General features: G+C 63.2%; 23 protein-coding genes and 4 tRNA genes. 16 read left to right on the forward strand and 11 right to left on the reverse strand.

The window, feature by feature from the left end; genetic code table 11:
• The first annotated feature begins 58 nt into the window (after positions 1-58).
• From astA to OH686_RS20795, 11 genes are all read left to right on the forward strand, one after another.
• Entirely contained in the window at positions 59-1084 is a 1026-nt protein-coding gene (astA, locus tag OH686_RS20745; RefSeq protein WP_289534921.1) for an arginine N-succinyltransferase, read from the forward strand.
• On the forward strand, positions 1081-2544 hold the full coding sequence (gene astD / locus OH686_RS20750) for a succinylglutamate-semialdehyde dehydrogenase (protein WP_289534922.1): 1464 nt from the start codon (positions 1081-1083) through the stop codon (positions 2542-2544). The genes astA and astD overlap by 4 nt, the downstream gene beginning before the upstream one ends.
• A complete protein-coding gene (gene astB, locus OH686_RS20755) occupies positions 2544-3890 on the forward strand; it encodes an N-succinylarginine dihydrolase (protein WP_289534924.1) in 1347 nt (448 codons plus the stop codon). Before astD ends, astB begins: the two co-directional genes overlap by 1 nt.
• Before the next feature lie 11 nt (positions 3891-3901).
• Positions 3902-4186 (forward strand): topoisomerase II, encoded by a 285-nt coding sequence (locus tag OH686_RS20760; protein WP_137971747.1) that lies wholly within the window; start codon positions 3902-3904, stop codon positions 4184-4186.
• A gap of 29 nt (positions 4187-4215) precedes the next feature.
• Positions 4216-5208, forward strand: coding sequence for a succinylglutamate desuccinylase (astE, locus tag OH686_RS20765; protein WP_137971748.1), 993 nt, complete (start codon positions 4216-4218; stop codon positions 5206-5208).
• Between the two features lie 155 nt (positions 5209-5363).
• The gene (gene alaS, locus OH686_RS20770) at positions 5364-7988 is read left to right on the forward strand and encodes an alanine--tRNA ligase (protein ID WP_289534927.1); all 2625 of its coding nucleotides are present in this window, start codon (positions 5364-5366) and stop codon (positions 7986-7988) included.
• A 102-nt stretch (positions 7989-8090) separates the two neighbouring features.
• Complete coding sequence (locus tag OH686_RS20775; RefSeq protein WP_289534929.1) at positions 8091-9329, forward strand: aspartate kinase; 1239 nt, start codon at positions 8091-8093, stop codon at positions 9327-9329.
• Between the two features lie 186 nt (positions 9330-9515).
• Positions 9516-9701 carry a carbon storage regulator CsrA gene (gene csrA / locus OH686_RS20780; protein ID WP_003244478.1) on the forward strand — a complete coding sequence of 62 codons (186 nt, stop codon included), beginning with the start codon at positions 9516-9518 and terminating at the stop codon, positions 9699-9701.
• A 62-nt stretch (positions 9702-9763) separates the two neighbouring features.
• Positions 9764-9854 (forward strand) — tRNA-Ser (locus OH686_RS20785).
• A gap of 104 nt (positions 9855-9958) precedes the next feature.
• Positions 9959-10035: transfer RNA gene (locus tag OH686_RS20790), tRNA-Arg, on the forward strand.
• 72 nt (positions 10036-10107) lie between these two features.
• A tRNA-Arg gene (locus OH686_RS20795) sits at positions 10108-10184 on the forward strand.
• Between the two features lie 39 nt (positions 10185-10223).
• On the opposite strand, the gene OH686_RS20800 is transcribed toward OH686_RS20795, so the two are convergent.
• Complete coding sequence (locus OH686_RS20800) at positions 10224-10730, reverse strand: hypothetical protein (protein WP_289534938.1); 507 nt, start codon at positions 10728-10730, stop codon at positions 10224-10226.
• A 318-nt stretch (positions 10731-11048) separates the two neighbouring features.
• Between OH686_RS20800 and mgtE the strand changes: the two genes are divergently transcribed.
• Complete coding sequence (gene mgtE / locus OH686_RS20805; protein WP_289534939.1) at positions 11049-12491, forward strand: magnesium transporter; 1443 nt, start codon at positions 11049-11051, stop codon at positions 12489-12491.
• 61 nt (positions 12492-12552) lie between these two features.
• Here mgtE and OH686_RS20810 read toward each other — a convergent pair whose 3' ends face one another.
• The gene (locus OH686_RS20810) at positions 12553-12879 is read right to left on the reverse strand and encodes an Arc family DNA-binding protein (protein ID WP_192397968.1); all 327 of its coding nucleotides are present in this window, start codon (positions 12877-12879) and stop codon (positions 12553-12555) included.
• Between the two features lie 441 nt (positions 12880-13320).
• On the opposite strand from OH686_RS20810, the gene OH686_RS20815 reads away from it, so the two are divergent.
• Positions 13321-13397: transfer RNA gene (locus tag OH686_RS20815), tRNA-Arg, on the forward strand.
• Between the two features lie 273 nt (positions 13398-13670).
• On the opposite strand, the gene OH686_RS20820 is transcribed toward OH686_RS20815, so the two are convergent.
• The 8 genes from OH686_RS20820 to OH686_RS20855 all read right to left on the reverse strand — a co-directional run bounded on the left by OH686_RS20820 (position 13671) and on the right by OH686_RS20855 (position 17201).
• Positions 13671-13940 (reverse strand): hypothetical protein, encoded by a 270-nt coding sequence (locus OH686_RS20820; RefSeq protein ID WP_289534941.1) that lies wholly within the window; start codon positions 13938-13940, stop codon positions 13671-13673.
• Between the two features lie 133 nt (positions 13941-14073).
• The gene (locus OH686_RS20825; RefSeq protein WP_289534942.1) at positions 14074-14325 is read right to left on the reverse strand and encodes a hypothetical protein; all 252 of its coding nucleotides are present in this window, start codon (positions 14323-14325) and stop codon (positions 14074-14076) included.
• Positions 14313-14633, reverse strand: a complete 321-nt coding sequence (locus OH686_RS20830) for a DUF4406 domain-containing protein (protein WP_289534945.1) — start codon at positions 14631-14633, stop codon at positions 14313-14315. Before OH686_RS20830 ends, OH686_RS20825 begins: the two co-directional genes overlap by 13 nt.
• An 82-nt stretch (positions 14634-14715) precedes the next feature.
• A complete protein-coding gene (locus tag OH686_RS20835; protein WP_289534946.1) occupies positions 14716-14943 on the reverse strand; it encodes a hypothetical protein in 228 nt (75 codons plus the stop codon).
• Positions 14940-15452, reverse strand: a complete 513-nt coding sequence (locus OH686_RS20840) for a hypothetical protein (protein ID WP_289534947.1) — start codon at positions 15450-15452, stop codon at positions 14940-14942. The genes OH686_RS20835 and OH686_RS20840 overlap by 4 nt, the downstream gene beginning before the upstream one ends.
• Entirely contained in the window at positions 15449-16135 is a 687-nt protein-coding gene (locus OH686_RS20845) for a hypothetical protein (RefSeq protein WP_289534949.1), read from the reverse strand. The genes OH686_RS20840 and OH686_RS20845 overlap by 4 nt, the downstream gene beginning before the upstream one ends.
• Positions 16132-16554: a hypothetical protein gene (locus OH686_RS20850; RefSeq protein ID WP_289534950.1), complete on the reverse strand. Its 423-nt coding sequence runs from the start codon at positions 16552-16554 to the stop codon at positions 16132-16134. The genes OH686_RS20845 and OH686_RS20850 overlap by 4 nt, the downstream gene beginning before the upstream one ends.
• Positions 16551-17201, reverse strand: coding sequence for a hypothetical protein (locus OH686_RS20855; RefSeq protein WP_289534951.1), 651 nt, complete (start codon positions 17199-17201; stop codon positions 16551-16553). Before OH686_RS20855 ends, OH686_RS20850 begins: the two co-directional genes overlap by 4 nt.
• Before the next feature lie 82 nt (positions 17202-17283).
• Between OH686_RS20855 and OH686_RS20860 the strand changes: the two genes are divergently transcribed.
• From OH686_RS20860 to OH686_RS20870, 3 genes are all read left to right on the forward strand, one after another.
• Entirely contained in the window at positions 17284-17517 is a 234-nt protein-coding gene (locus OH686_RS20860; RefSeq protein WP_289534953.1) for a hypothetical protein, read from the forward strand.
• Between the two features lie 144 nt (positions 17518-17661).
• On the forward strand, positions 17662-17913 hold the full coding sequence (locus tag OH686_RS20865) for a hypothetical protein (protein ID WP_289534954.1): 252 nt from the start codon (positions 17662-17664) through the stop codon (positions 17911-17913).
• Positions 17914-17925: 12 nt separating this feature from the next.
• Positions 17926-18159: a hypothetical protein gene (locus OH686_RS20870; protein WP_289534956.1), complete on the forward strand. Its 234-nt coding sequence runs from the start codon at positions 17926-17928 to the stop codon at positions 18157-18159.
• 2 nt (positions 18160-18161) lie between these two features.
• On the opposite strand, the gene OH686_RS20875 is transcribed toward OH686_RS20870, so the two are convergent.
• Positions 18162-18344: a hypothetical protein gene (locus OH686_RS20875; RefSeq protein ID WP_289534957.1), complete on the reverse strand. Its 183-nt coding sequence runs from the start codon at positions 18342-18344 to the stop codon at positions 18162-18164.
• Positions 18345-18401 lie beyond the last annotated feature (57 nt).

Below are 18401 nucleotides of genomic sequence, written 5' to 3' on the forward strand. Positions count from 1 at the left end.
TTCCCTCAATCCCCGGCCCCTCTCCCGGAAGGAGAGGGGAGAGAATTCTGGAGGCAATATGATCGTTCGTCCCGTCCGTAGCACCGACCTGTCGGCGCTGATCGACCTGGCCCGCAGCACCGGCACCGGCCTGACCACCCTGCCGGCCAACGAGGAGCGCCTGGCGCACCGGGTCGGCTGGGCGGAGAAGGCGTTCCGTGGCGAGGCCGAGCGTGCCGATGCCGACTACCTGTTCGTGCTCGAGGACGACAACGGCCAGGTCGTCGGCATCTCTGCCGTGGCCGGCGCCGTGGGCCTGCGCGAGCCCTGGTACAACTACCGGGTCGGCCTCACCGTCAGTGCCTCTCAGGAACTGAAGATCCACCGCGAGATTCCCACCCTGTTCCTGGCCAACGACATGACCGGCAACTCCGAGCTGTGCTCGCTGTTCCTGCATGCCGGCTACCGCACCGGTCTCAACGGGCGCCTGCTGTCCAAGGCACGCTTCCTGTTCATGGCCGAGTTCCGCGAGCTGTTCGGTAACAAGGTGATCGCCGAGATGCGCGGCATGTCCGACGAGAGCGGCCGCTCGCCGTTCTGGGAAAGTCTCGGTCGGCACTTCTTCAAGATGGAGTTCAGCCAGGCCGACTACCTCACCGGGGTCGGCAACAAGGCCTTCATCGCCGAGCTGATGCCCAAGTTCCCGCTCTACACCTGCTTCCTCTCCGAAGAGGCGCGCAGCGTCATCGGTCGCGTGCACCCGGACACCGAGCCGGCGCTGGCCATGCTCAAGGGCGAAGGCTTCAGCTACCAGGGCTTCGTCGACATCTTCGACGCCGGCCCGGCCATCGAGGTGGAGACCGACAAGATCCGCGCGGTGCGCGACAGCCAGAACCTGGTGCTGGCCGTGGGTACCCCGGGCGACGACGCCATTCCCTATCTGATCCACAACCGCAAGCGCGAAGACTGCCGTATCGCCGCCGCGCCGGCGCGTGCCGCCGCCGGCACCCTGGTGGTCGACCCGCTGACCGCCAAGCGCCTGCAGCTCAGTGCCGGCGCCAATGTGCGCGCCGTGCCGCTGTCGGCCAAGGAGAGCAAGCAATGACTACCCATTACATCGCCGGCAACTGGCAGGCCGGGCAGGGCGAGGCCTTCGAGTCGCTCAATCCGGTGACCCAGGAGGCCGTATGGAGCGGCCAGGGCGCCAGCGTCGCGCAGGTCGAGCAGGCCGTCGCCGCCGCCCGTGCCGCCTTCCCGGCCTGGGCGCGGCGCCCGCTGGAGGAGCGCGTCGCCATCCTCGAGCAGTTCGCCGCCACCCTGAAGAAGCATGCCGACGAACTGGCCCGCACCATCGGCGAGGAGACCGGCAAGCCGCTGTGGGAGTCCGCCACCGAGGTGACCAGCATGGTCAACAAGGTCGCCATCTCCGTGCAGAGCTACCGCGAGCGTACCGGTGAGAAGAGCGGCCCGCTGGCCGACGCCACCGCCGTGCTGCGCCACAAGCCACATGGCGTGGTTGCCGTGTTCGGCCCGTACAACTTCCCCGGCCACCTGCCCAATGGCCATATCGTGCCGGCGCTGCTGGCCGGCAACGCGGTGGTGTTCAAGCCCAGCGAGCTGACCCCAAAGGTCGCCGAGCTGACGGTCAAGTGCTGGATCGAGGCCGGTCTGCCGGCCGGCGTGCTCAACCTGGTGCAGGGTGCCCGCGAGACCGGCGTGGCCCTGGCCGGCAGCGCCGGCATCGACGGCCTGTTCTTCACCGGCTCCAGCCGCACCGGCAACCTGCTGCACAGCCAGTTCGCCGGCCGCCCGGACAAGATCCTGGCGCTGGAGATGGGCGGCAACAACCCGCTGGTGGTGGACGAGGTCGCCGATGTCGACGCCGCCGTCTATACGATTGTGCAATCCGCCTTTATCTCCGCCGGCCAGCGCTGCACCTGCGCCCGTCGCCTGCTGGTGCCCGTCGGCGCCTGGGGTGATGCCCTGCTGGCGCGCCTGGTGGCGGTCGCCTCGACCATCAAGGTCGGCGCCTTCGACGAGCAGCCGGCACCGTTCATGGGCTCGGTGATTTCCCTGACCGCGGCCGAGCATCTGCTCAAGGCCCAGCGTCATCTGGTCGACAAGGGCGCTGAGGTCCTGCTGGAGATGATCCAGCCGGTGCCAAACGCCGCGCTGCTGACCCCGGGCATTCTCGACGTGACCCGGGTGGCCGAGCGCATCGACGAGGAGTTCTTCGGCCCGCTGCTGCAGGTGATCCGCTACGCCGATTTCGATGCCGCCATCGCCGAGGCCAACAACACCCAGTACGGCCTGGCCGCCGGCCTGCTGTCGGATAGCGCCGAGCGCTACCAGCAGTTCCTGATCGAGAGCCGCGCCGGCATTGTCAACTGGAACAAGCAGCTGACCGGCGCCGCCAGCAGCGCGCCGTTCGGCGGCGTGGGCGCCTCCGGCAACCACCGCGCCAGCGCCTACTACGCGGCCGACTACTGCGCCTATCCGGTCGCCTCGCTGGAGAGCGCCACCCTGAGCCTGCCTGCCACCCTGACCCCGGGAGTGAGTCTGTGATGTCCGCCTATGAAATGAACTTCGACGGCCTGGTCGGGCCGACCCACAACTACGGCGGCCTGTCCTACGGCAACGTGGCGTCGCAGAGCAACAGCCAGGCGGTGTCCAGCCCGAAGGAAGCGGCCAAGCAGGGCCTGGGCAAGATGAAGGCGCTGATGGACATGGGCTTCAAGCAGGGCGTGTTCGCCCCGCAGGAGCGCCAGGACGTCGCCGCCCTGCGCAGCCTGGGCTTCACCGGCAGCGATGCCGAGGTGATCGCCAAAGCCGCCAAGGAAGCCATGCCGCTGCTGGCCGCCGTCAGCTCCGCCTCCAGCATGTGGACCGCCAACTCCTGCACCGTCAGCCCCAGCGCCGACACTGCCGATGGCCGCGTGCACTTCACCGCCGCCAACCTCAACTGCAAGTTCCACCGCTCCATCGAGCACCCGACCACCAGCCGCGTGCTGCGCGCCATGTTCGACAGCGAGCAGCACTTCGCCCACCACGCCGCGCTGCCGGCCGTGGGCCAGTTCGGTGACGAGGGTGCGGCCAACCACACGCGCTTCTGCAAGGGCTATGGCGAGGCCGGCGTGGAGTTCTTCGTGTTCGGTCGCAGCGCCTTCGACAGCCGCTTCCCGTCGCCGCAGCGCTATCCGGCGCGGCAGACCCTGGAAGCCTGCCAGGCGGTAGCCCGTCTGCATGGCCTGCGTGACGATGGTGTGGTCTATGCCCAGCAGAACCCGGCGGTGATCGACCAGGGCGTGTTCCACAACGACGTGATCTCGGTGGGCAACGGCGAGGTGCTGTTCTATCACCAGGACGCCTTCCTCGACACCGACAAGGTGCTGGCCGAGCTGGGCGACAAGCTTGGCCGCCGCGGTGGCAACTTCCAGGGCGTGCTGGTGCCGCGCGATGCCGTGAGCGTCGATGACGCGGTGCGCTCCTACCTGTTCAACAGCCAGCTGCTGACCCGCGCCGACGGCAGCATGCTGCTGATCGTGCCGGAGGAATGCCGCAACAACGCCAACGTCTGGGCCTACCTGCAGCAGCTGACCAGCGACAGCGGTCCGATCCGCGAGGTCAAGGTGTTCGACCTCAAGCAGAGCATGCAGAACGGCGGCGGTCCGGCCTGCTTGCGCCTGCGCGTAGCGCTCAAGGAGCACGAGCTGGCGGCGGTCAACCCGGGTGTGGTGATGACGCCGGCCCTGTTCGATACCCTCAATGCCTGGGTCGACAAGCACTACCGCGATCGCCTGGCGGAAAGCGACCTGGCCGACCCGCAATTGCTGATCGAGTGCCGTACGGCATTGGATGAACTGACGCAGATCCTTAAACTGGGCTCCGTCTATCCCTTCCAACTCGCCTGAGAGCACTGAACATGTCCGATGCCCTGCAACTCATCCTCGAAGATACCGACGGCACCCAGCTGGAAACGTCCTGCACCCGCTTCGCCGTGATCTGGCAGGGCAAGGAAGTGTGGATCCAGGCCGTTGGCGAGCAACTGCTGATCGGCGTGGATGTGGAGGAGGGCGACACCGAGTACGCCAACCTGCTGCTGCGCCCGCAGGCCACCAACCTGGTCGGCCTGCAGCTGGAAATGGAGCCGGCCGACCTGTCCGGTGACGACGAGGATCATGTACATGGTCCCGACTGCAAGCACTGAGCCGGACCGTAAAGACTGAGGTAATCCCCATGCTCGCCCTCGGCAAACTGCTCGAACTCACCCTGGCCGGCCGCGAGCCGACCGAGAAGATTCAGCTGACCCGCGAGGGCGCGCGCCTGCACTGGCTGGGCGAAGGCGTGCTGGAGGTGACGCCCAGCGCCCACGACGACAGCGGCCTCGACCTGCTGCTGTCGGCCGGTATCCACGGCAACGAGACGGCGCCGATCGAACTGCTCGACCGGCTGCTGCAGGCTATCGCCTCCGGCCAGCTGCTGCCCAAGGTGCGCATGCTGTTCCTCTACGGCAATCCCGAGGCCATGCGCCGCGGCGAGCGCTACATCGAGCAGGACATCAACCGCTTGTTCGACGGCCGCCATGCCCAGAGCAGTGGCTTCGAGGCGTTGCGCGCCAACGAGCTGGAGCGTCACGCCGCCGCCTTCTTCAGCAAGGAAGGCCGTGCCCGCCTGCATTACGATCTGCACACGGCGATCCGCGGCTCGAAGATCGAGCAGTTCGCCCTCTATCCCTATGTCGAGGGTCGCGAGCATTCGCGCGCCGAACTGGCCCGCCTGCGTGGCGCCGGCATCGATGCCGTGCTGCTGCAGCGCAAGACCGGCATCACCTTCAGCTCCTACACTTACGCGCGCCTGGACGCCGAGGCCTTCACCCTGGAGCTGGGCAAGGCACGGCCGTTCGGCCAGAACCAGCTGGTCAACCTCGACCTGCTGGAGAAGCGCCTGCGCGAGCTGGTGGAAAACTGCGAGCCGGAAACCGATTCGCTGGACGGCCTGCAGCTGTTCGCCGTATCGCGTGAGGTGATCAAGCACAGCGACGCCTTCAAGCTGCACCTGCCGAGCGATATCGAGAACTTCACCGAGCTCGAGCCCGGCTTCCTGCTGGCCGAGGACATCGCCGGCACCCGCTGGCTGGTGGAAGAGCAGGGCGCACGCATCATCTTCCCCAATCCCAAGGTCAAGAACGGCCTGCGCGCCGGCATCCTGATCGTCCCCACCGAGCTCTGATCCGGTTCTTCGCTCTCGATTCGGGTCACCCCGTGGCCCGATAGAGGCTTTCTATCCAAATTCCCCGCAAACGGGCTGTCCCTGCCGCGCGGGGCCGATATAATGCGGCCCTTTGCCGGCTTTTGCCGCAGCCGCCGTTTGCCTGGATGAATTAGATGAAAAGCGCAGAAATCCGCGAAGCCTTCCTCCGCTTCTTCGAAGAGAAGGGGCACACCCGTGTCGCTTCCAGTTCGCTGATCCCGGCGAACGATCCGACCCTGCTGTTCACCAACGCCGGCATGAACCAGTTCAAGGACTGCTTCCTCGGCCTGGAAAAGCGCGCCTACACCCGCGCCACCACCAGCCAGAAGTGCGTGCGTGCCGGCGGCAAGCACAACGACCTGGAGAACGTCGGCTATACCGCGCGCCACCACACCTTCTTCGAGATGCTGGGCAACTTCAGCTTCGGCGATTACTTCAAGCGCGACGCCATCGCCTACGCCTGGGAATTCCTGACCAGCAACAAGTGGCTGAACCTGCCGAAGGAGAAGCTCTGGGTCACCGTCTACGCTACCGACGACGAGGCCTACGACATCTGGCACAAGGAAGTCGGCATCCCGGCCGAGCGCATGATCCGCATCGGCGACAACAAGGGCGCGCCGTACGCTTCCGACAACTTCTGGGCGATGGGCGATACCGGTCCGTGCGGCCCGTGTACCGAGATCTTCTTCGACCACGGCGAGCACATCTGGGGCGGCCCGCCCGGCTCGCCGGAAGAAGACGGTGACCGCTACATCGAGATCTGGAACAACGTGTTCATGCAGTTCAACCGCACCGCGGACGGCGTGCTGCACCCGCTGCCGGCGCCGAGCGTGGACACCGGCATGGGGCTGGAGCGCATCAGCGCGGTGCTGCAGCACGTCAACTCGAACTACGAGATCGACCTGTTCCAGAGCCTGCTGGGCGCCGCGGCCAAGGCCATCGGCTGCGCCAACGAGGGTCAGGCCTCGCTGAAAGTGGTGGCCGACCACATCCGTTCCTGCGGTTTCCTGATTGCCGATGGTGTGACCCCGTCCAACGAGGGCCGCGGCTACGTGCTGCGCCGCATCATTCGCCGCGCCTGCCGCCACGGCAACAAGCTGGGCGCCAAGGGCAGCTTCTTCTACCAGATCGTCGGCGCGCTGGTGGCCGAGATGGGCGAAGCCTTCCCCGAACTGAAACAGCAGCAGTCGCACATCGAACGCGTGCTGAAGACCGAGGAAGAGCAGTTCGCCAAGACCCTGGAGCAGGGCCTGAAGATCCTCGAGCAGGATCTGGCCGACCTCAAGGGCAGCGTCATTCCTGGCGACGTGGTGTTCAAGCTGTATGACACCTACGGCTTCCCGGTGGACCTGACCGGCGACATCGCCCGCGAGCGCGAGCTGACCCTCGACGAGGAAGGCTTCGAGCGAGAGATGGAGGTCCAGCGCGAGCGTGCCCGCTCCGCCAGCTCCTTCGGCATGGACTACAACAGCCTGGTCAAGGTCGACAGCGACACGGTGTTCCTTGGCTACCAGGGCACCGCCGGCAACGGCAAGGTCGTCGCCCTGTTCAAGGCCGGTGCGGCCGTCGACAGCCTGGGTGAAGGCGAAGAGGGCGTGATCGTCCTCGACCAGACGCCGTTCTACGCCGAGTCCGGTGGCCAGGTTGGCGATAGCGGCTATCTGTCCGCGGCTGGCGTGCGTTTCGACGTGCGTGACACCACCAAGGCCGGCGGCGCCTTCCTGCACCATGGCGTGGTTGCCCAAGGCAGCCTGAAAGTCGGCGCTGCGGTGCAGGCCGAAGTCGACGCCTCGGTGCGTCAGGCCACTGCGCTGAACCACTCCGCTACCCACCTATTGCACGCCGCGCTGCGCCAGGTGCTCGGTGAGCACGTTCAGCAGAAGGGCTCGTTGGTCGACAGCCAGCGCCTGCGCTTCGACTTCAGCCACTTCGAGGCGATCAAGCCCGAGCAGCTGAAGCAACTGGAAGAACTGGTCAACGCCGAGATCCGCAAGAACTCCGAAGTCGAGACCGAAGAAACCGATATCGAGACCGCCAAGGCCAAGGGCGCCATGGCGCTGTTCGGAGAAAAATACGGCGATGACGTACGCGTGCTGACCATGGGTGGCGGCTTCTCCGTCGAACTCTGTGGCGGTACCCACGTATCGCGCACTGGCGACATTGGCCTGTTCAAGATCACCAGCGAAGGCGGCGTTGCCGCTGGCGTGCGCCGCATCGAAGGCGTCACCGGCGCTGCGGCCCTGGCCTGGCTGAATGGCGCGGAAGAGCAGCTGAAAGAAGCTGCCGCGCTGGTCAAGGGCAGCCGCGACAACGTGCTGGACAAGCTGTCCGGCCTGATCGAACGCAACCGTCAGCTGGAAAAAGAGCTGGAGCAGCTCAAGGCCAAGGCCGCCAGCGCTGCCGGCAACGATCTGGCCGGCTCGGCCGTGGACGTCAAGGGCATCAAGGTGCTGGCCTCGCGCCTCGACGGTCTGGACGGCAAGGCTCTGCTGGCGATGGTCGACCAACTGAAGAACAAGCTGGGCAGCGCGGTGATCCTGCTCGGCGGCGTGCAGGACGACAAGGTCGTGCTGGTCGCCGGCGTGACCCAGGACCTGACCGCCAAGCTCAAGGCCGGTGACCTGATGCGTCAGGCAGCTGCTGCCGTGGGTGGCAAGGGCGGTGGTCGTCCGGACATGGCTCAGGGGGGCGGCGTGGATGCCGGCAAGCTGGACGAGGCGCTGGCTCTGGCGGCGACCTTCGTCGAACAAGGCGCTTAAATACGGCGAAACCAGGGTCTGCAGTGCGTCCGGCAGGCCTTGGCAGTGTGACCCGATGCGGGTTTAATGGGCGCCCTTCGAGGAATCAGGCGGCTTTTTGACATGGCGTTGATCGTACAGAAGTTTGGGGGCACCTCAGTCGGTACCGTGGAGCGTATCCAGCAGGTAGCCGACAAGGTGAAGAAATTCCGCGAAGGCGGCGACGATATCGTCGTCGTGGTTTCCGCCATGAGCGGCGAAACCAACCGCCTGATCGACCTGGCCAAGCAGGTCAGCGATGGCCAGCCGGTGCCGCGTGAACTGGACGTAATGGTCTCCACCGGTGAGCAGGTGACTATCGCCCTGCTGGCCATGGCCCTGATTCAGCGCGGTGTGCCGGCAGTGTCCTACACCGGCAACCAGGTGCGCATCCTCACCGACAGCGCCCACACCAAGGCGCGCATTCTGCAGATTGACGACCAGAAGATCCGTGCCGACCTCAAGGCCGGTCGCGTGGTTGTGGTCGCCGGTTTCCAGGGCGTGGACGAGGAGGGCAACATCACCACCCTCGGTCGCGGTGGTTCCGACACCACCGGCGTGGCCCTGGCCGCGGCGCTGAAGGCCGACGAGTGCCAGATCTACACCGACGTCGATGGCGTCTATACCACAGACCCGCGCGTGGTGGCCAAGGCCCAGCGTCTGGACAAGATCACCTTCGAGGAAATGCTGGAAATGGCCAGCCTCGGTTCCAAGGTGCTGCAGATCCGCTCGGTGGAATTCGCCGGCAAGTACAACGTCCCGCTGCGCGTGCTGCACAGCTTCCAGGAGGGTCCGGGCACCCTCATTACCCTTGATGAAGAGGAATCCATGGAACAGCCGATCATCTCCGGCATCGCCTTCAATCGCGACGAGGCCAAGCTGACCATCCGTGGCGTACCGGATATCCCTGGCGTGGCCTTCAAGATTCTCGGCCCGATCAGTGCCGCCAATATCGAAGTGGACATGATCGTGCAGAACGTGGCGCACGATAACACCACCGATTTCACCTTCACCGTGCACCGCAACGACTACCAGAGCGCCATGGGCGTGCTGGAAAACACCGCGCGCGAGCTGGGTGCCCGTGAAGTGATCGGCGACACCAACATCGCCAAGGTCTCCATCGTCGGCGTCGGCATGCGCTCCCACGCGGGCGTGGCCAGCCGTATGTTCGAGGCCCTGGCCAAGGAAACCATCAATATCCAGATGATCTCCACCTCGGAAATCAAGGTGTCCGTGGTCATCGAGGAGAAGTACCTGGAGCTGGCGGTGCGCGCCTTGCACACTGCCTTCGACCTGGATGCGCCGGCCCGACAGGCTGAGTGATATGTTCTACTGAAAGGCGCGGTCATCCGCGCCTTTCGCTTTTTTGGTCGGTTTGGCAGGGGACTTTTCTTTTGTCCGGGCTGGTCAATACTTGGGTGAAGGTGTCGTACTTGATATAGGCGATGCTGCCACCATTTTATTTCTTGCAGACTGTTGTCCCGTAATTGAATCCGTAAGGAGAAAGGAATGCTGATTCTGACTCGCCGGGTCGGAGAGACCCTGATGGTGGGTGATGATGTCACCGTCACCGTGTTGGGCGTGAAAGGTAATCAGGTGCGCATTGGTGTCAATGCTCCCAAGGAAGTTGCCGTGCACCGCGAAGAGATTTACCAGCGCATCCAAAAAGAGAAAGGCGACGAACCAAGCCACTAATTTTTCTCGAAATTTTGGCTTTGCAAACGGGGAAAACATGGTTATCATGCGCCCCGTGTTGCGGAGAGGTGGCCGAGTGGCCGAAGGCGCTCCCCTGCTAAGGGAGTACACCTCAAAAGGGTGTCGGGGGTTCGAATCCCCCCTTCTCCGCCATATTCACAACCGAGGTTGTGTTTGTGCTAAGTCCAATAAGTTATTGAACTTATTCGGAAAAGTGCTTGACCTGATGGTTGAGATCACTAAAATGCGCAACCCACGCACTCATAGCTCAGCTGGATAGAGTACCCGGCTACGAACCGGGCGGTCGGAGGTTCGAATCCTCCTGAGTGCGCCATATTGAAATGGCTTGCAGCGATGCAAGCCATTTTGTTTCAACCAGCGGTGATCTGGTCTAAAAGCGCCATACGCACTCATAGCTCAGCTGGATAGAGTACCCGGCTACGAACCGGGCGGTCGGAGGTTCGAATCCTCCTGAGTGCGCCATAACCCAAAAGGCCCGCAGCGATGCGGGCCTTTTGCTTTTCAGCGTTTCCCTTTTTCTTTTACGCAGCCGTACTCATCGAAGGTCACCTGACGCTTGTTCCCCTTGTCGTCGGCATAGTGATAGCGGGTCTGTCCGTCGTTGCTGGTGACCTTGTCCGGTTCGCCGAGGCTGCTCTCTACGTCGCGCTGGGTCATGCCGCTGCGTATCTGCTGGCGGATCACGGCGCGCCGTCGCTCGCTGCTGGTGAGTTTGTTGCCGCAGCCATCCTGCTTGGCGCCGACCACCACGAGCTGCTCTTCGTCCTTCTTCTTGCCTTTTGCTTTCGCTCGGGTCTTTTGAGTCTTGGCAAGCGGCACTGCCTTGCCTTTGCCAGGCGTAGGGTTATAGGCCTCCTGCAGGTCCTGGCTGGCCTCTTTCGGGCAGCCGTGCAGGGTGTAGGTGATGTGGCCCTTGTCATCTTCGCAGCGGAACACGGTAGAGGCGTGGGAATGGGTGGTGGGGTAGAGCAGGGATGCGCAAATTCCTGCGCAGATCAGTCGCAGCATGACTCGTCCTCCTTGACGGTTGCCTTCCCCAGCCTAGACCGTCCTCGTGGGCTCGCCAGCGTGCCTTGTGACGCAGCGCATGCGTCGAAGAAACAGGTTGTGCGGGTGTCTAGAAAAGCGCTGCAAGCGCTTGTTCTAGGCCTGATTTTGTCGCGTCGAAACGGAGTGCGGTGCTATCATTGCAAGGTCAGCCCCGCCGGGGCTTGTGGAAAACCACCATGGACTTACCCAGTAGTTACTCAACTTATTTTTCGCCCAATCGCGTTTTGACTGATTGACCCCCGCGGCGCGCCCTGCTGCTGGGGTGGAGCGTGCCGTATGACTGAAGTAGAAGCCAAAAAGCCGCAAGAAAGCCTGCAGGACCGCCTCGCTCAGGTGGTCGAACTGTTGCACCGCCACAAGCTGGTCGAAAGCCTGACTCATCGTCAGGAGGGCCAGCACCAGGATCTGGTGGAAAACCTGGTCCACCGGCAGAACCTCGCCGAACTGCAGCGCAAGCTCGATGAGCTGCACTCCGCCGACGTTGCCCATATCCTCGAAGCCCTGCCGCTTGGCGACCGCCTGACTGTCTGGCAGCTGGTCAAGGCCGAACGTGACGGCGATATCCTCCTCGAAGTCTCCGATGCGGTCCGCGAATCTCTGATCGCGGACATGGATGACCATGAAATTCTCGCCGCCGCCAAGGACATGGATGCGGATGAGCTCGCTGACCTCGCCCCCGAGTTGCCGCGCGATGTAGTGCTCGAGCTGATGGAGTCCCTGGACGCCCAGCAGCGTGAGCGCGTGCGCTCGGCATTGTCTTACGAGGACGACCAGGTCGGTGCGCTGATGGACTTCGAGATGGTCACCATCCGCGAAGACGTCAGTCTGGAAGTGGTGCTGCGCTATCTGCGGCGACTGAAAGAGCTGCCGGGGCACACCGACAAGCTGTTCGTGGTCGACTATGACGGCGTGCTAAAGGGCGTGCTGCCGATCAAGCGTCTGCTGGTCAATGATCCGGACAAGCAGGTCGGCGAGGTCATGGCCAGTGACCCGGTGAGCTTTCAGCCGGACGAGGATGCCCATGACGCGGCTCAGGCATTCGAGCGCTACGACCTGATTTCCGCGCCGGTAGTGGACAAGGAGGGCCGCCTGATCGGGCGTCTGACCATCGACGAGATGGTCGACCTGATCCGTGAGGAGAGCGAGAGCGAAGTGCTCAACATGGCCGGTCTGCGCGAGGAGGAGGATATCTTCGCCTCGGTGTGGAAGTCGCTCGGCAACCGCTGGGCCTGGCTGGCCATCAATCTGATCACCGCCTTCCTGGCGTCGCGAGTGATCGGCCTGTTCGAGGGCTCGATCGAGAAGCTGGTAGCTCTGGCCGCTCTGATGCCGATCGTGGCTGGCATCGGTGGTAACTCGGGCAACCAGACCATCACCATGATCGTGCGCGCCATGGCCCTGGATCAGGTCGGTACCGGCAATACCTCGCGCCTGATGCGCAAGGAGTTGGGGGTGGCGCTGATCAATGGTCTGGTCTGGGGTGGCGTGATTGGTGTGGTTGCCTTCTGGCTCTATGACAGTTGGTCGTTGGGCTTGGTAATGACGGGGGCCATGACGCTGAACCTGCTGCTGGCTGCGTTGATGGGGGTGCTGATTCCCATGACGCTGGTGCGCATGGGGCGTGATCCGGCCATGGGCGCCAGCGTGATGATCACTGCCATGACCGACAGTGGTGGATTCTTTATCTTCCTGGGGCTGGCTACGCTGTTCCTGCTCTGATCGGCAGGCACAAAAAAGCCGGCATTAGCCGGCTTTTTTATTGGAGGTGGTGCGGAGAGATTCAGGCCTCTTCGCTGGCCAACTCCGCATCGTGAGCGATCAGTGCAACTAGTGCGTTCTGCTGGCGGCGCGACAGTTGACGGAAGCGTTGCAGCAGTTCGCGTTCATGCAGGGATAGTTCTGGACTGTCCATGTGCAGGTTCAGCTCGTCGCCCAGAGAGCCTTCCTGGAACAGGCTCTGCTCCAGGCGCGCAATGATTTCCGAGTTCATGCTGCGGTGATGATTACGCGCCACGTCGGCGATGCGCTCACGCATACCGTCGGGCAGGCGGACTACAAACTTGTCAGCCGTACGGCTGGAATAGATGGCCTGTTTCATAGGGCGTATACATTAAACCGGTTAGTTCAGGAAAGCGATGCTGGCAATCAGCTACACATTGTCGCTGCTTTGACCATGTTAGGCGCTAGCCGTTCAGCCGGTAACAGCATCGGTTCGGTTTTTGATCGGTCGACTATTTGACGCCAATTACGCGACGTAATTGTCGTCCGAATACAGGCGCATTGCCAGCACCAATTGTCCGAAATGCGTACAGCTAAGCAAAACTGGTGCACTGGTCAGTATAAGAATTGTCTGGAATATCCGAAATAGAGCGGCTTCTTGGCAGCCGGTCATTCAAATGGCTCGAATCTCGCTGGCATCTCCGGTCGTCGCTGATGGCTAAGAGGGCCTGGGTCGGCAATGGTTTGCTCGGCTTGTCGGAAGAGGGTGAATGGCATGACAAACAGGCCTCTGCCCGTTAACATGCCGCCCCGTCGCAGAGCGATCGCTGTCCCAGTAGCTCAATTGGATAGAGCATCCCCCTCCTAAGGGGAAGGTTGGAGGTTCGACCCCTCTCTGGGACGCCACACATAGAAAAGCCCGCAAGCCAAAAGCATGCGGGCTTTTTCACGAGGCGGAAATGAAAAAACCGGCCGCTGGGGCCGGTTTTTCTAATCGACTTTGCTGTCGATTCGGGATTTGGTCGAGCGACTACCTTAGAACAGTGCTCCTAACCTACTGAGGTTAAAGTCTTTTTGTGCTGTTCTATTTCTGCGGCATACAAGGCGGCATACAAGGTGCCGCTCGATACCTAAAACCTCCCGTCGGAATTCTCAGGCGCAAGGCGCCGGTTACCTCTATCAGCGGTGCTGCTGATCAATCCAGGGGATGTGCTCGGCGGTTCTCTGTGCTTCGGCGAGCTGGCGCTCGGCGTCGGCCTTCTCGAAGGCGAGAAAGCCGCGGATATCGACTCCGACCGCCAGCGCCTCGCGCAGCAGGGCTTTCCATTCTTCCGGGTTGTTTCGCACGTTGATCGCTCGCGTAATCAGATCCTCGATCGCGCGAATCTGCCTTGTGCATTCGCTTGCGATATCGATCGGACTCAACAGTGCTGCGACGCAAACTTCCATGACTGCTCCCTATGGCTCAGAAATTGGGTATGTCCCTTAACAACTGGTGCGAAGTGTCCATTTTCGGGAATTGGCTCACATTTCGTTCCAGTTGCTCCGAGCCTACCGGCAATCTCAAATATGCAACCCCTATCTAAAGTGCCGCTTCCAGCTGATTTGTCTGCAGACTATTGTCGGAAAGTTTGCCGGCGAGGCTGTCCTGGGAGCGCTGGTAGCTCGCGACGAACTCGGTGATTTCCACGCTCAGGTCCATTGCCCTGGTGCTGTTGTTGGTGCCGACATAGCGGTTTGCCAGCTTGAGCAGGGCGATGGCCTGGGTCAGGGTGACGCCGGCCGCCTGGGCGGCGATCAGGCTGGCGGACGACGAGGGAGTCATGCCGGACATACGTCTTGCTCCTCGGTGACGATCTGTCCGGCCCGCAGGATCTGCAGGCCGACCATTTGGCCGACATAGCGCTCGAGCAACGCGCCTTTGCTGTTTGCCCAGCCAGGTAGCAGGGCGATCGCGTCGCAGGTGAGCATCTGGCGCAGGGCCTGGCGCATGTACATGAACCAGCTCGGCTGCTTCGGGTTCTCGGCTGGGTTCTCCACGATGTAGCCCAGGGCGCGGAGGCGGGCGGCCTCGGCGTGGAAGGCGGGATAGTTGTATTCGGGCAGGCCGGTCATTGGCCCGGCGATGTAGATGCGGCGCATTCGGTTGGCTCCTGCTTCTGTTCCTTGCTGCACCGGCACAGGCCGACGCGTTGGCCGCAGGCGCGGCAGTAAGTGGGGCAGTTCACGGCGGATTGCTGGCGGCCAGGCGCCGGAGCTGGCGGAACAGCTCCGGCAGCGTCTCGGGCTGGATCAGCACCTCGCGGCCTTCCTGGGTGATGGTGAGCAGGCCGCAGGCGTCGACCTGGACCAGCAGGGCTGGCTCGCCCGGGCCTCGGTCGTCGAGGTAGGGCTGCCAGATCACTGCCTGCATGGCGCTGGTCATGGTGGTGGAGCTGGTGGGCTTGCTCATGCCTGTGTCTCCCGCTGCAGGTGCAGCGCCTTGGCGTGGCCGACGCACTGCTTGATAGGCTCACCTGCCTCGTCGAACTCCGCGTGGCAGAAGAACTTCTGCAGCTCGCTCTGGCAGTGGCGGGCCTCGGTGGTGGTGATGGGCGAGGTGTTGGCCGGTGTGCCGAGCCGGTAAGCGCAACTGGCGCAGGTTCCGCGCGGGTCGACGCCGGCGGCCAGGAGCACGCCCTGCAGGGCGCCGAACATCGTGGGCAGGTTGGCTTTCTCCGCGGTGTGCGGGTGCATGCCTTCCTCGATGAGGATCAGCTCGGCCATGGCCCGGCAGTTCTCGGCGACGGCGTTGGCCATGCCCAGGAGCTGGGCGAACAGATCGAGCAGGGCGGACAAGCTGTTGCGGGCCAGGTACAGCTCCAGGGCCTGGCGCCGGATGTCGGCCGGCGCCAGCACGATACCCAGCAGATCCTTAGCATCGGCCGCGGCGATCGCGTAGTCAGTGGCGGGCTTGCTCATGGCGTCACCCGCTTGAACTCGACCACCCAGACCCAGGGGTTGGCGGCCCACGAACCGGCGCCGTTGATGGATTCCCACAGCTTGGCGAAGGCTTCGACTGGCCCATCGTGTTTGCTGGTGTGGAGGTCGCCGTCTGCGGTGTACATCCCGTTCATGGCGGGGTTGCTGTAGATGCCTTCGGCTAAGGCTTGATCGCCGCTGATGTCTCGCAGGCGCTCGACGCGCACGGCGGTGATCTCCAGCACGATGCGGCAGGCCGCTCGGGGCATGTGGATGCTTGGGCGCCAGCGCTCACCGATGTCGTGAATATCCGCTGGCACGTTCTCCAGCCCTGGAGGCAGGCATTTCGGATAGGTGGAGCGGTAGGTGAGATACCCAGGATCGACGTTGCCTACGCGGGCCCAGGTCTCGCGCACCCACAGGCGGTCGCCTGGCTTGCCATAGGGGCATACGCCCATGGTTCCAAGGGCCGAGGCGCATGCTTCTTCGGTGGCGCCGGGAACAACAAAGCCCCAGCGATGGTGCTTTTGGCCAACTGCCGTCCAGCGCAGCGTAGGATCGGTCTCGGTAGGGTTCTCCTTTGGGATCTGGTGACCCTTCACCGCGCGCCGCGTCACCGTCTTCCGGCCCTCAAGGATGGCGCGCACCATGGCGCCGCTGAACAGGATGGGGCGTTCTTTCATGGCTGTTGCTCCAGGATGTGCTGATCTACCCAGTTGCGCATGCGTTTCCAGCGCGCGGCGGGGGACTCTTTCTCGGGGTAGGGCTGCCACGGGCCGCACTCGTCGTTCTCGTAGACGATCTCCCTGACCATGGCGGTGGCTATGCCGAACTTCTCGGCCACGCCCTCTGGGTCATCCGGAATAAGGGTGTCCAGCGGCATGCCGCGGGCAGCGCCCAGTGCGCCCAGGGTGCAGAACTGGCCATCGGCCGTAACCAGAGATTCCGCGGCCAGTTCCTTAACCGGCATGGCGTCCAGGGCGTCGCGGATCTCTCGTAGGGCTTGCTGCCCGCGCTTGCCCTTGATCGCGGAATTCACCGCACCGCGCCAGCAGATCAGGCTCCAGCCGCCGCAGTCATCGCTGTATCCGCTGCGGCTCATGGCTGCTGCTCCTGCTCAGCTGACTGCTTGGCTGCGTCGTACTGTCCGATTCCCCACACAAGAGCTCGGCAGCACCAGATATAGCGGTCGGTGAAGCGGCGCATGCTGCGCTCGAAGAAGTCCGTGAACTGGAACTGCTGACCGCCAACCTCGGCCGAGAACTCATACACGCGACGGTAATTGCCGTGCTCGTCATGCTCATCGGCCCAGTGCAGCACGTCATCCCACACAGCATCTTTCAGCTCGGCTTGATGCTCTTCGCTCAGGCCTTCGAGCCATTCGCCCTGATAGTCCATCACGGCATCGAGGAACTTCTGGTGGTCGTACTCGAAGACGCTGCCGGCGCTGCGCCCGCCGTCGACGGCGATCACCTTTTCTGACCAATAGCTCGGGTTGATCGGCAACTCGTCACCGCAGTCGCGGCGGAAGAACTCCAGCATGTCCTCTACGCGCTGGAACACATAGGTGCCCATGTCGCCGGTGTAGCAGAGGTGGCCCGGCCAGGTGATCAGGTCGAAGTACATGCAGGAAGTGCCAGGGCGCTTGAAGCGTAGGTGCCGATAGAGGCCCTCATCCCGGATGATCTTCAGTTCATGGGTGGCCACGTCACGCAGGAAATCTGCGTTGGCGGTGTTTTCAGTGGACATGACTTCTCCCTCGCCAGTGGCGTGAAAGGTGGGTGTGGGCTATTGGTTGATGCTCCGGCATGGGGCCGGGCAGGAGGCTTGTATGGCGAAGGACTACAGCGAAGGGCGATTCGTCGCCTATGGTGCAGGCCCAGATGGGCCGAGGGTTGGTTGGCTCGAAGACGGCATGCTGCACTCGGATAACGGCACTTGGCTGTTCCGAGTTGACGGTGAAGAGGTTTACGGCGCAGGCGGGGACCTGGTTGGCTTCATCGAGGATGGTGTTGCAGCCCGCAAGGGAAACGGTCAGTTCCTGTTCCGGCTTGAAGAGGACTGAGACGCTATCATCACCGGCACCGCCCGCCGGCCGCGCGTCGGGCAAGGATGACGGCCGGGCAGGGAGGCCCTGGTGATGAGCGGCTGGAGACGGCTGCGATATGTCGTGCAAGAATACTGTAAATGCATACAGTAATTCATTGCCATGAATCTCTTCGGCTTGCCTCCATTCAAACCGGTCACTAGCGCTGAGTTGCGGCGCATCTGGACCGAGAACCCATGCCCGGAAGCTCGCAGTCTGGTGCTGGAAATACAGCGCTATCGCCTGCTGATTGCCGATCTCGACGACCGCTATAAAACCATCCATAGGGCCTGGCGCGACGCGGTTGGTGGTGAGCTTGTCGCCCTGCATCAGCTGAAACAGGTGATGTACACCGAGCGCAACCGTGTCCTCTGATCGGGGTGCGGCATGAACTGCCCTGTCTGCTTCCAGCCGGTCGACGTTCTGCAGGTGAAGAGCAGCTACACCGAGGCGGTGTGCCTCGGCTGCGGACACTTCCAGATCAGCAGCGCGCTGCGCTCGTGTCTGGACCGGCGCCAGTTCGCCACGCGGCCCACTCGCCAGCGGCTGCAGGAGCGCCGCCAGAAAACGGCGCTCCCTCTCCTGGGTATCAATGACGAGGATCTGCTGATCCCGAAATAGGGCTAGCGATTCTGGCGCAGGTCGGCCAGCTTGCGGGTCAAGTCCATGGAGGAGCGGCGAAGCGAGCCGGCTTCCTTGGGGTGCCGCTTCTGCGGTTCCTTCTTCTGCAGCCGGCGAAGCGCGCGGGCTTCGCGCAGGCAGCGGTAAAGCTCCACGATGGTCTGGTCGAGCGTATGGTTGCGCATGGCTACCTCGCCTGTGTTGGTGATGGGGTTGGATGGGTGAGCCGAATAGGCTCGCTA

It is taken from the genome of Pseudomonas sp. SO81 (assembly GCF_030374125.1).
GTDB lineage: Bacteria > Pseudomonadota > Gammaproteobacteria > Pseudomonadales > Pseudomonadaceae > Aquipseudomonas.

Coding starts and splice junctions, on each gene's coding strand:
- astA (WP_289534921.1), top strand. CDS start 59: ATGATCGTTCGTCCCGTCCGTAGCACCGACCTGTCGGCGCTGATCGAC.
- astD (WP_289534922.1), top strand. CDS start 1,081: ATGACTACCCATTACATCGCCGGCAACTGGCAGGCCGGGCAGGGCGAG.
- astB (WP_289534924.1), top strand. CDS start 2,544: ATGTCCGCCTATGAAATGAACTTCGACGGCCTGGTCGGGCCGACCCAC.
- OH686_RS20760 (WP_137971747.1), top strand. CDS start 3,902: ATGTCCGATGCCCTGCAACTCATCCTCGAAGATACCGACGGCACCCAG.
- astE (WP_137971748.1), top strand. CDS start 4,216: ATGCTCGCCCTCGGCAAACTGCTCGAACTCACCCTGGCCGGCCGCGAG.
- alaS (WP_289534927.1), top strand. CDS start 5,364: ATGAAAAGCGCAGAAATCCGCGAAGCCTTCCTCCGCTTCTTCGAAGAG.
- OH686_RS20775 (WP_289534929.1), top strand. CDS start 8,091: ATGGCGTTGATCGTACAGAAGTTTGGGGGCACCTCAGTCGGTACCGTG.
- csrA (WP_003244478.1), top strand. CDS start 9,516: ATGCTGATTCTGACTCGCCGGGTCGGAGAGACCCTGATGGTGGGTGAT.
- OH686_RS20800 (WP_289534938.1), bottom strand. CDS start 10,730: ATGCTGCGACTGATCTGCGCAGGAATTTGCGCATCCCTGCTCTACCCC.
- mgtE (WP_289534939.1), top strand. CDS start 11,049: ATGACTGAAGTAGAAGCCAAAAAGCCGCAAGAAAGCCTGCAGGACCGC.
- OH686_RS20820 (WP_289534941.1), bottom strand. CDS start 13,940: ATGGAAGTTTGCGTCGCAGCACTGTTGAGTCCGATCGATATCGCAAGC.
- OH686_RS20825 (WP_289534942.1), bottom strand. CDS start 14,325: ATGTCCGGCATGACTCCCTCGTCGTCCGCCAGCCTGATCGCCGCCCAG.
- OH686_RS20830 (WP_289534945.1), bottom strand. CDS start 14,633: ATGCGCCGCATCTACATCGCCGGGCCAATGACCGGCCTGCCCGAATAC.
- OH686_RS20835 (WP_289534946.1), bottom strand. CDS start 14,943: ATGAGCAAGCCCACCAGCTCCACCACCATGACCAGCGCCATGCAGGCA.
- OH686_RS20840 (WP_289534947.1), bottom strand. CDS start 15,452: ATGAGCAAGCCCGCCACTGACTACGCGATCGCCGCGGCCGATGCTAAG.
- OH686_RS20845 (WP_289534949.1), bottom strand. CDS start 16,135: ATGAAAGAACGCCCCATCCTGTTCAGCGGCGCCATGGTGCGCGCCATC.
- OH686_RS20850 (WP_289534950.1), bottom strand. CDS start 16,554: ATGAGCCGCAGCGGATACAGCGATGACTGCGGCGGCTGGAGCCTGATC.
- OH686_RS20855 (WP_289534951.1), bottom strand. CDS start 17,201: ATGTCCACTGAAAACACCGCCAACGCAGATTTCCTGCGTGACGTGGCC.
- OH686_RS20860 (WP_289534953.1), top strand. CDS start 17,284: ATGGCGAAGGACTACAGCGAAGGGCGATTCGTCGCCTATGGTGCAGGC.
- OH686_RS20865 (WP_289534954.1), top strand. CDS start 17,662: ATGAATCTCTTCGGCTTGCCTCCATTCAAACCGGTCACTAGCGCTGAG.
- OH686_RS20870 (WP_289534956.1), top strand. CDS start 17,926: ATGAACTGCCCTGTCTGCTTCCAGCCGGTCGACGTTCTGCAGGTGAAG.
- OH686_RS20875 (WP_289534957.1), bottom strand. CDS start 18,344: ATGCGCAACCATACGCTCGACCAGACCATCGTGGAGCTTTACCGCTGC.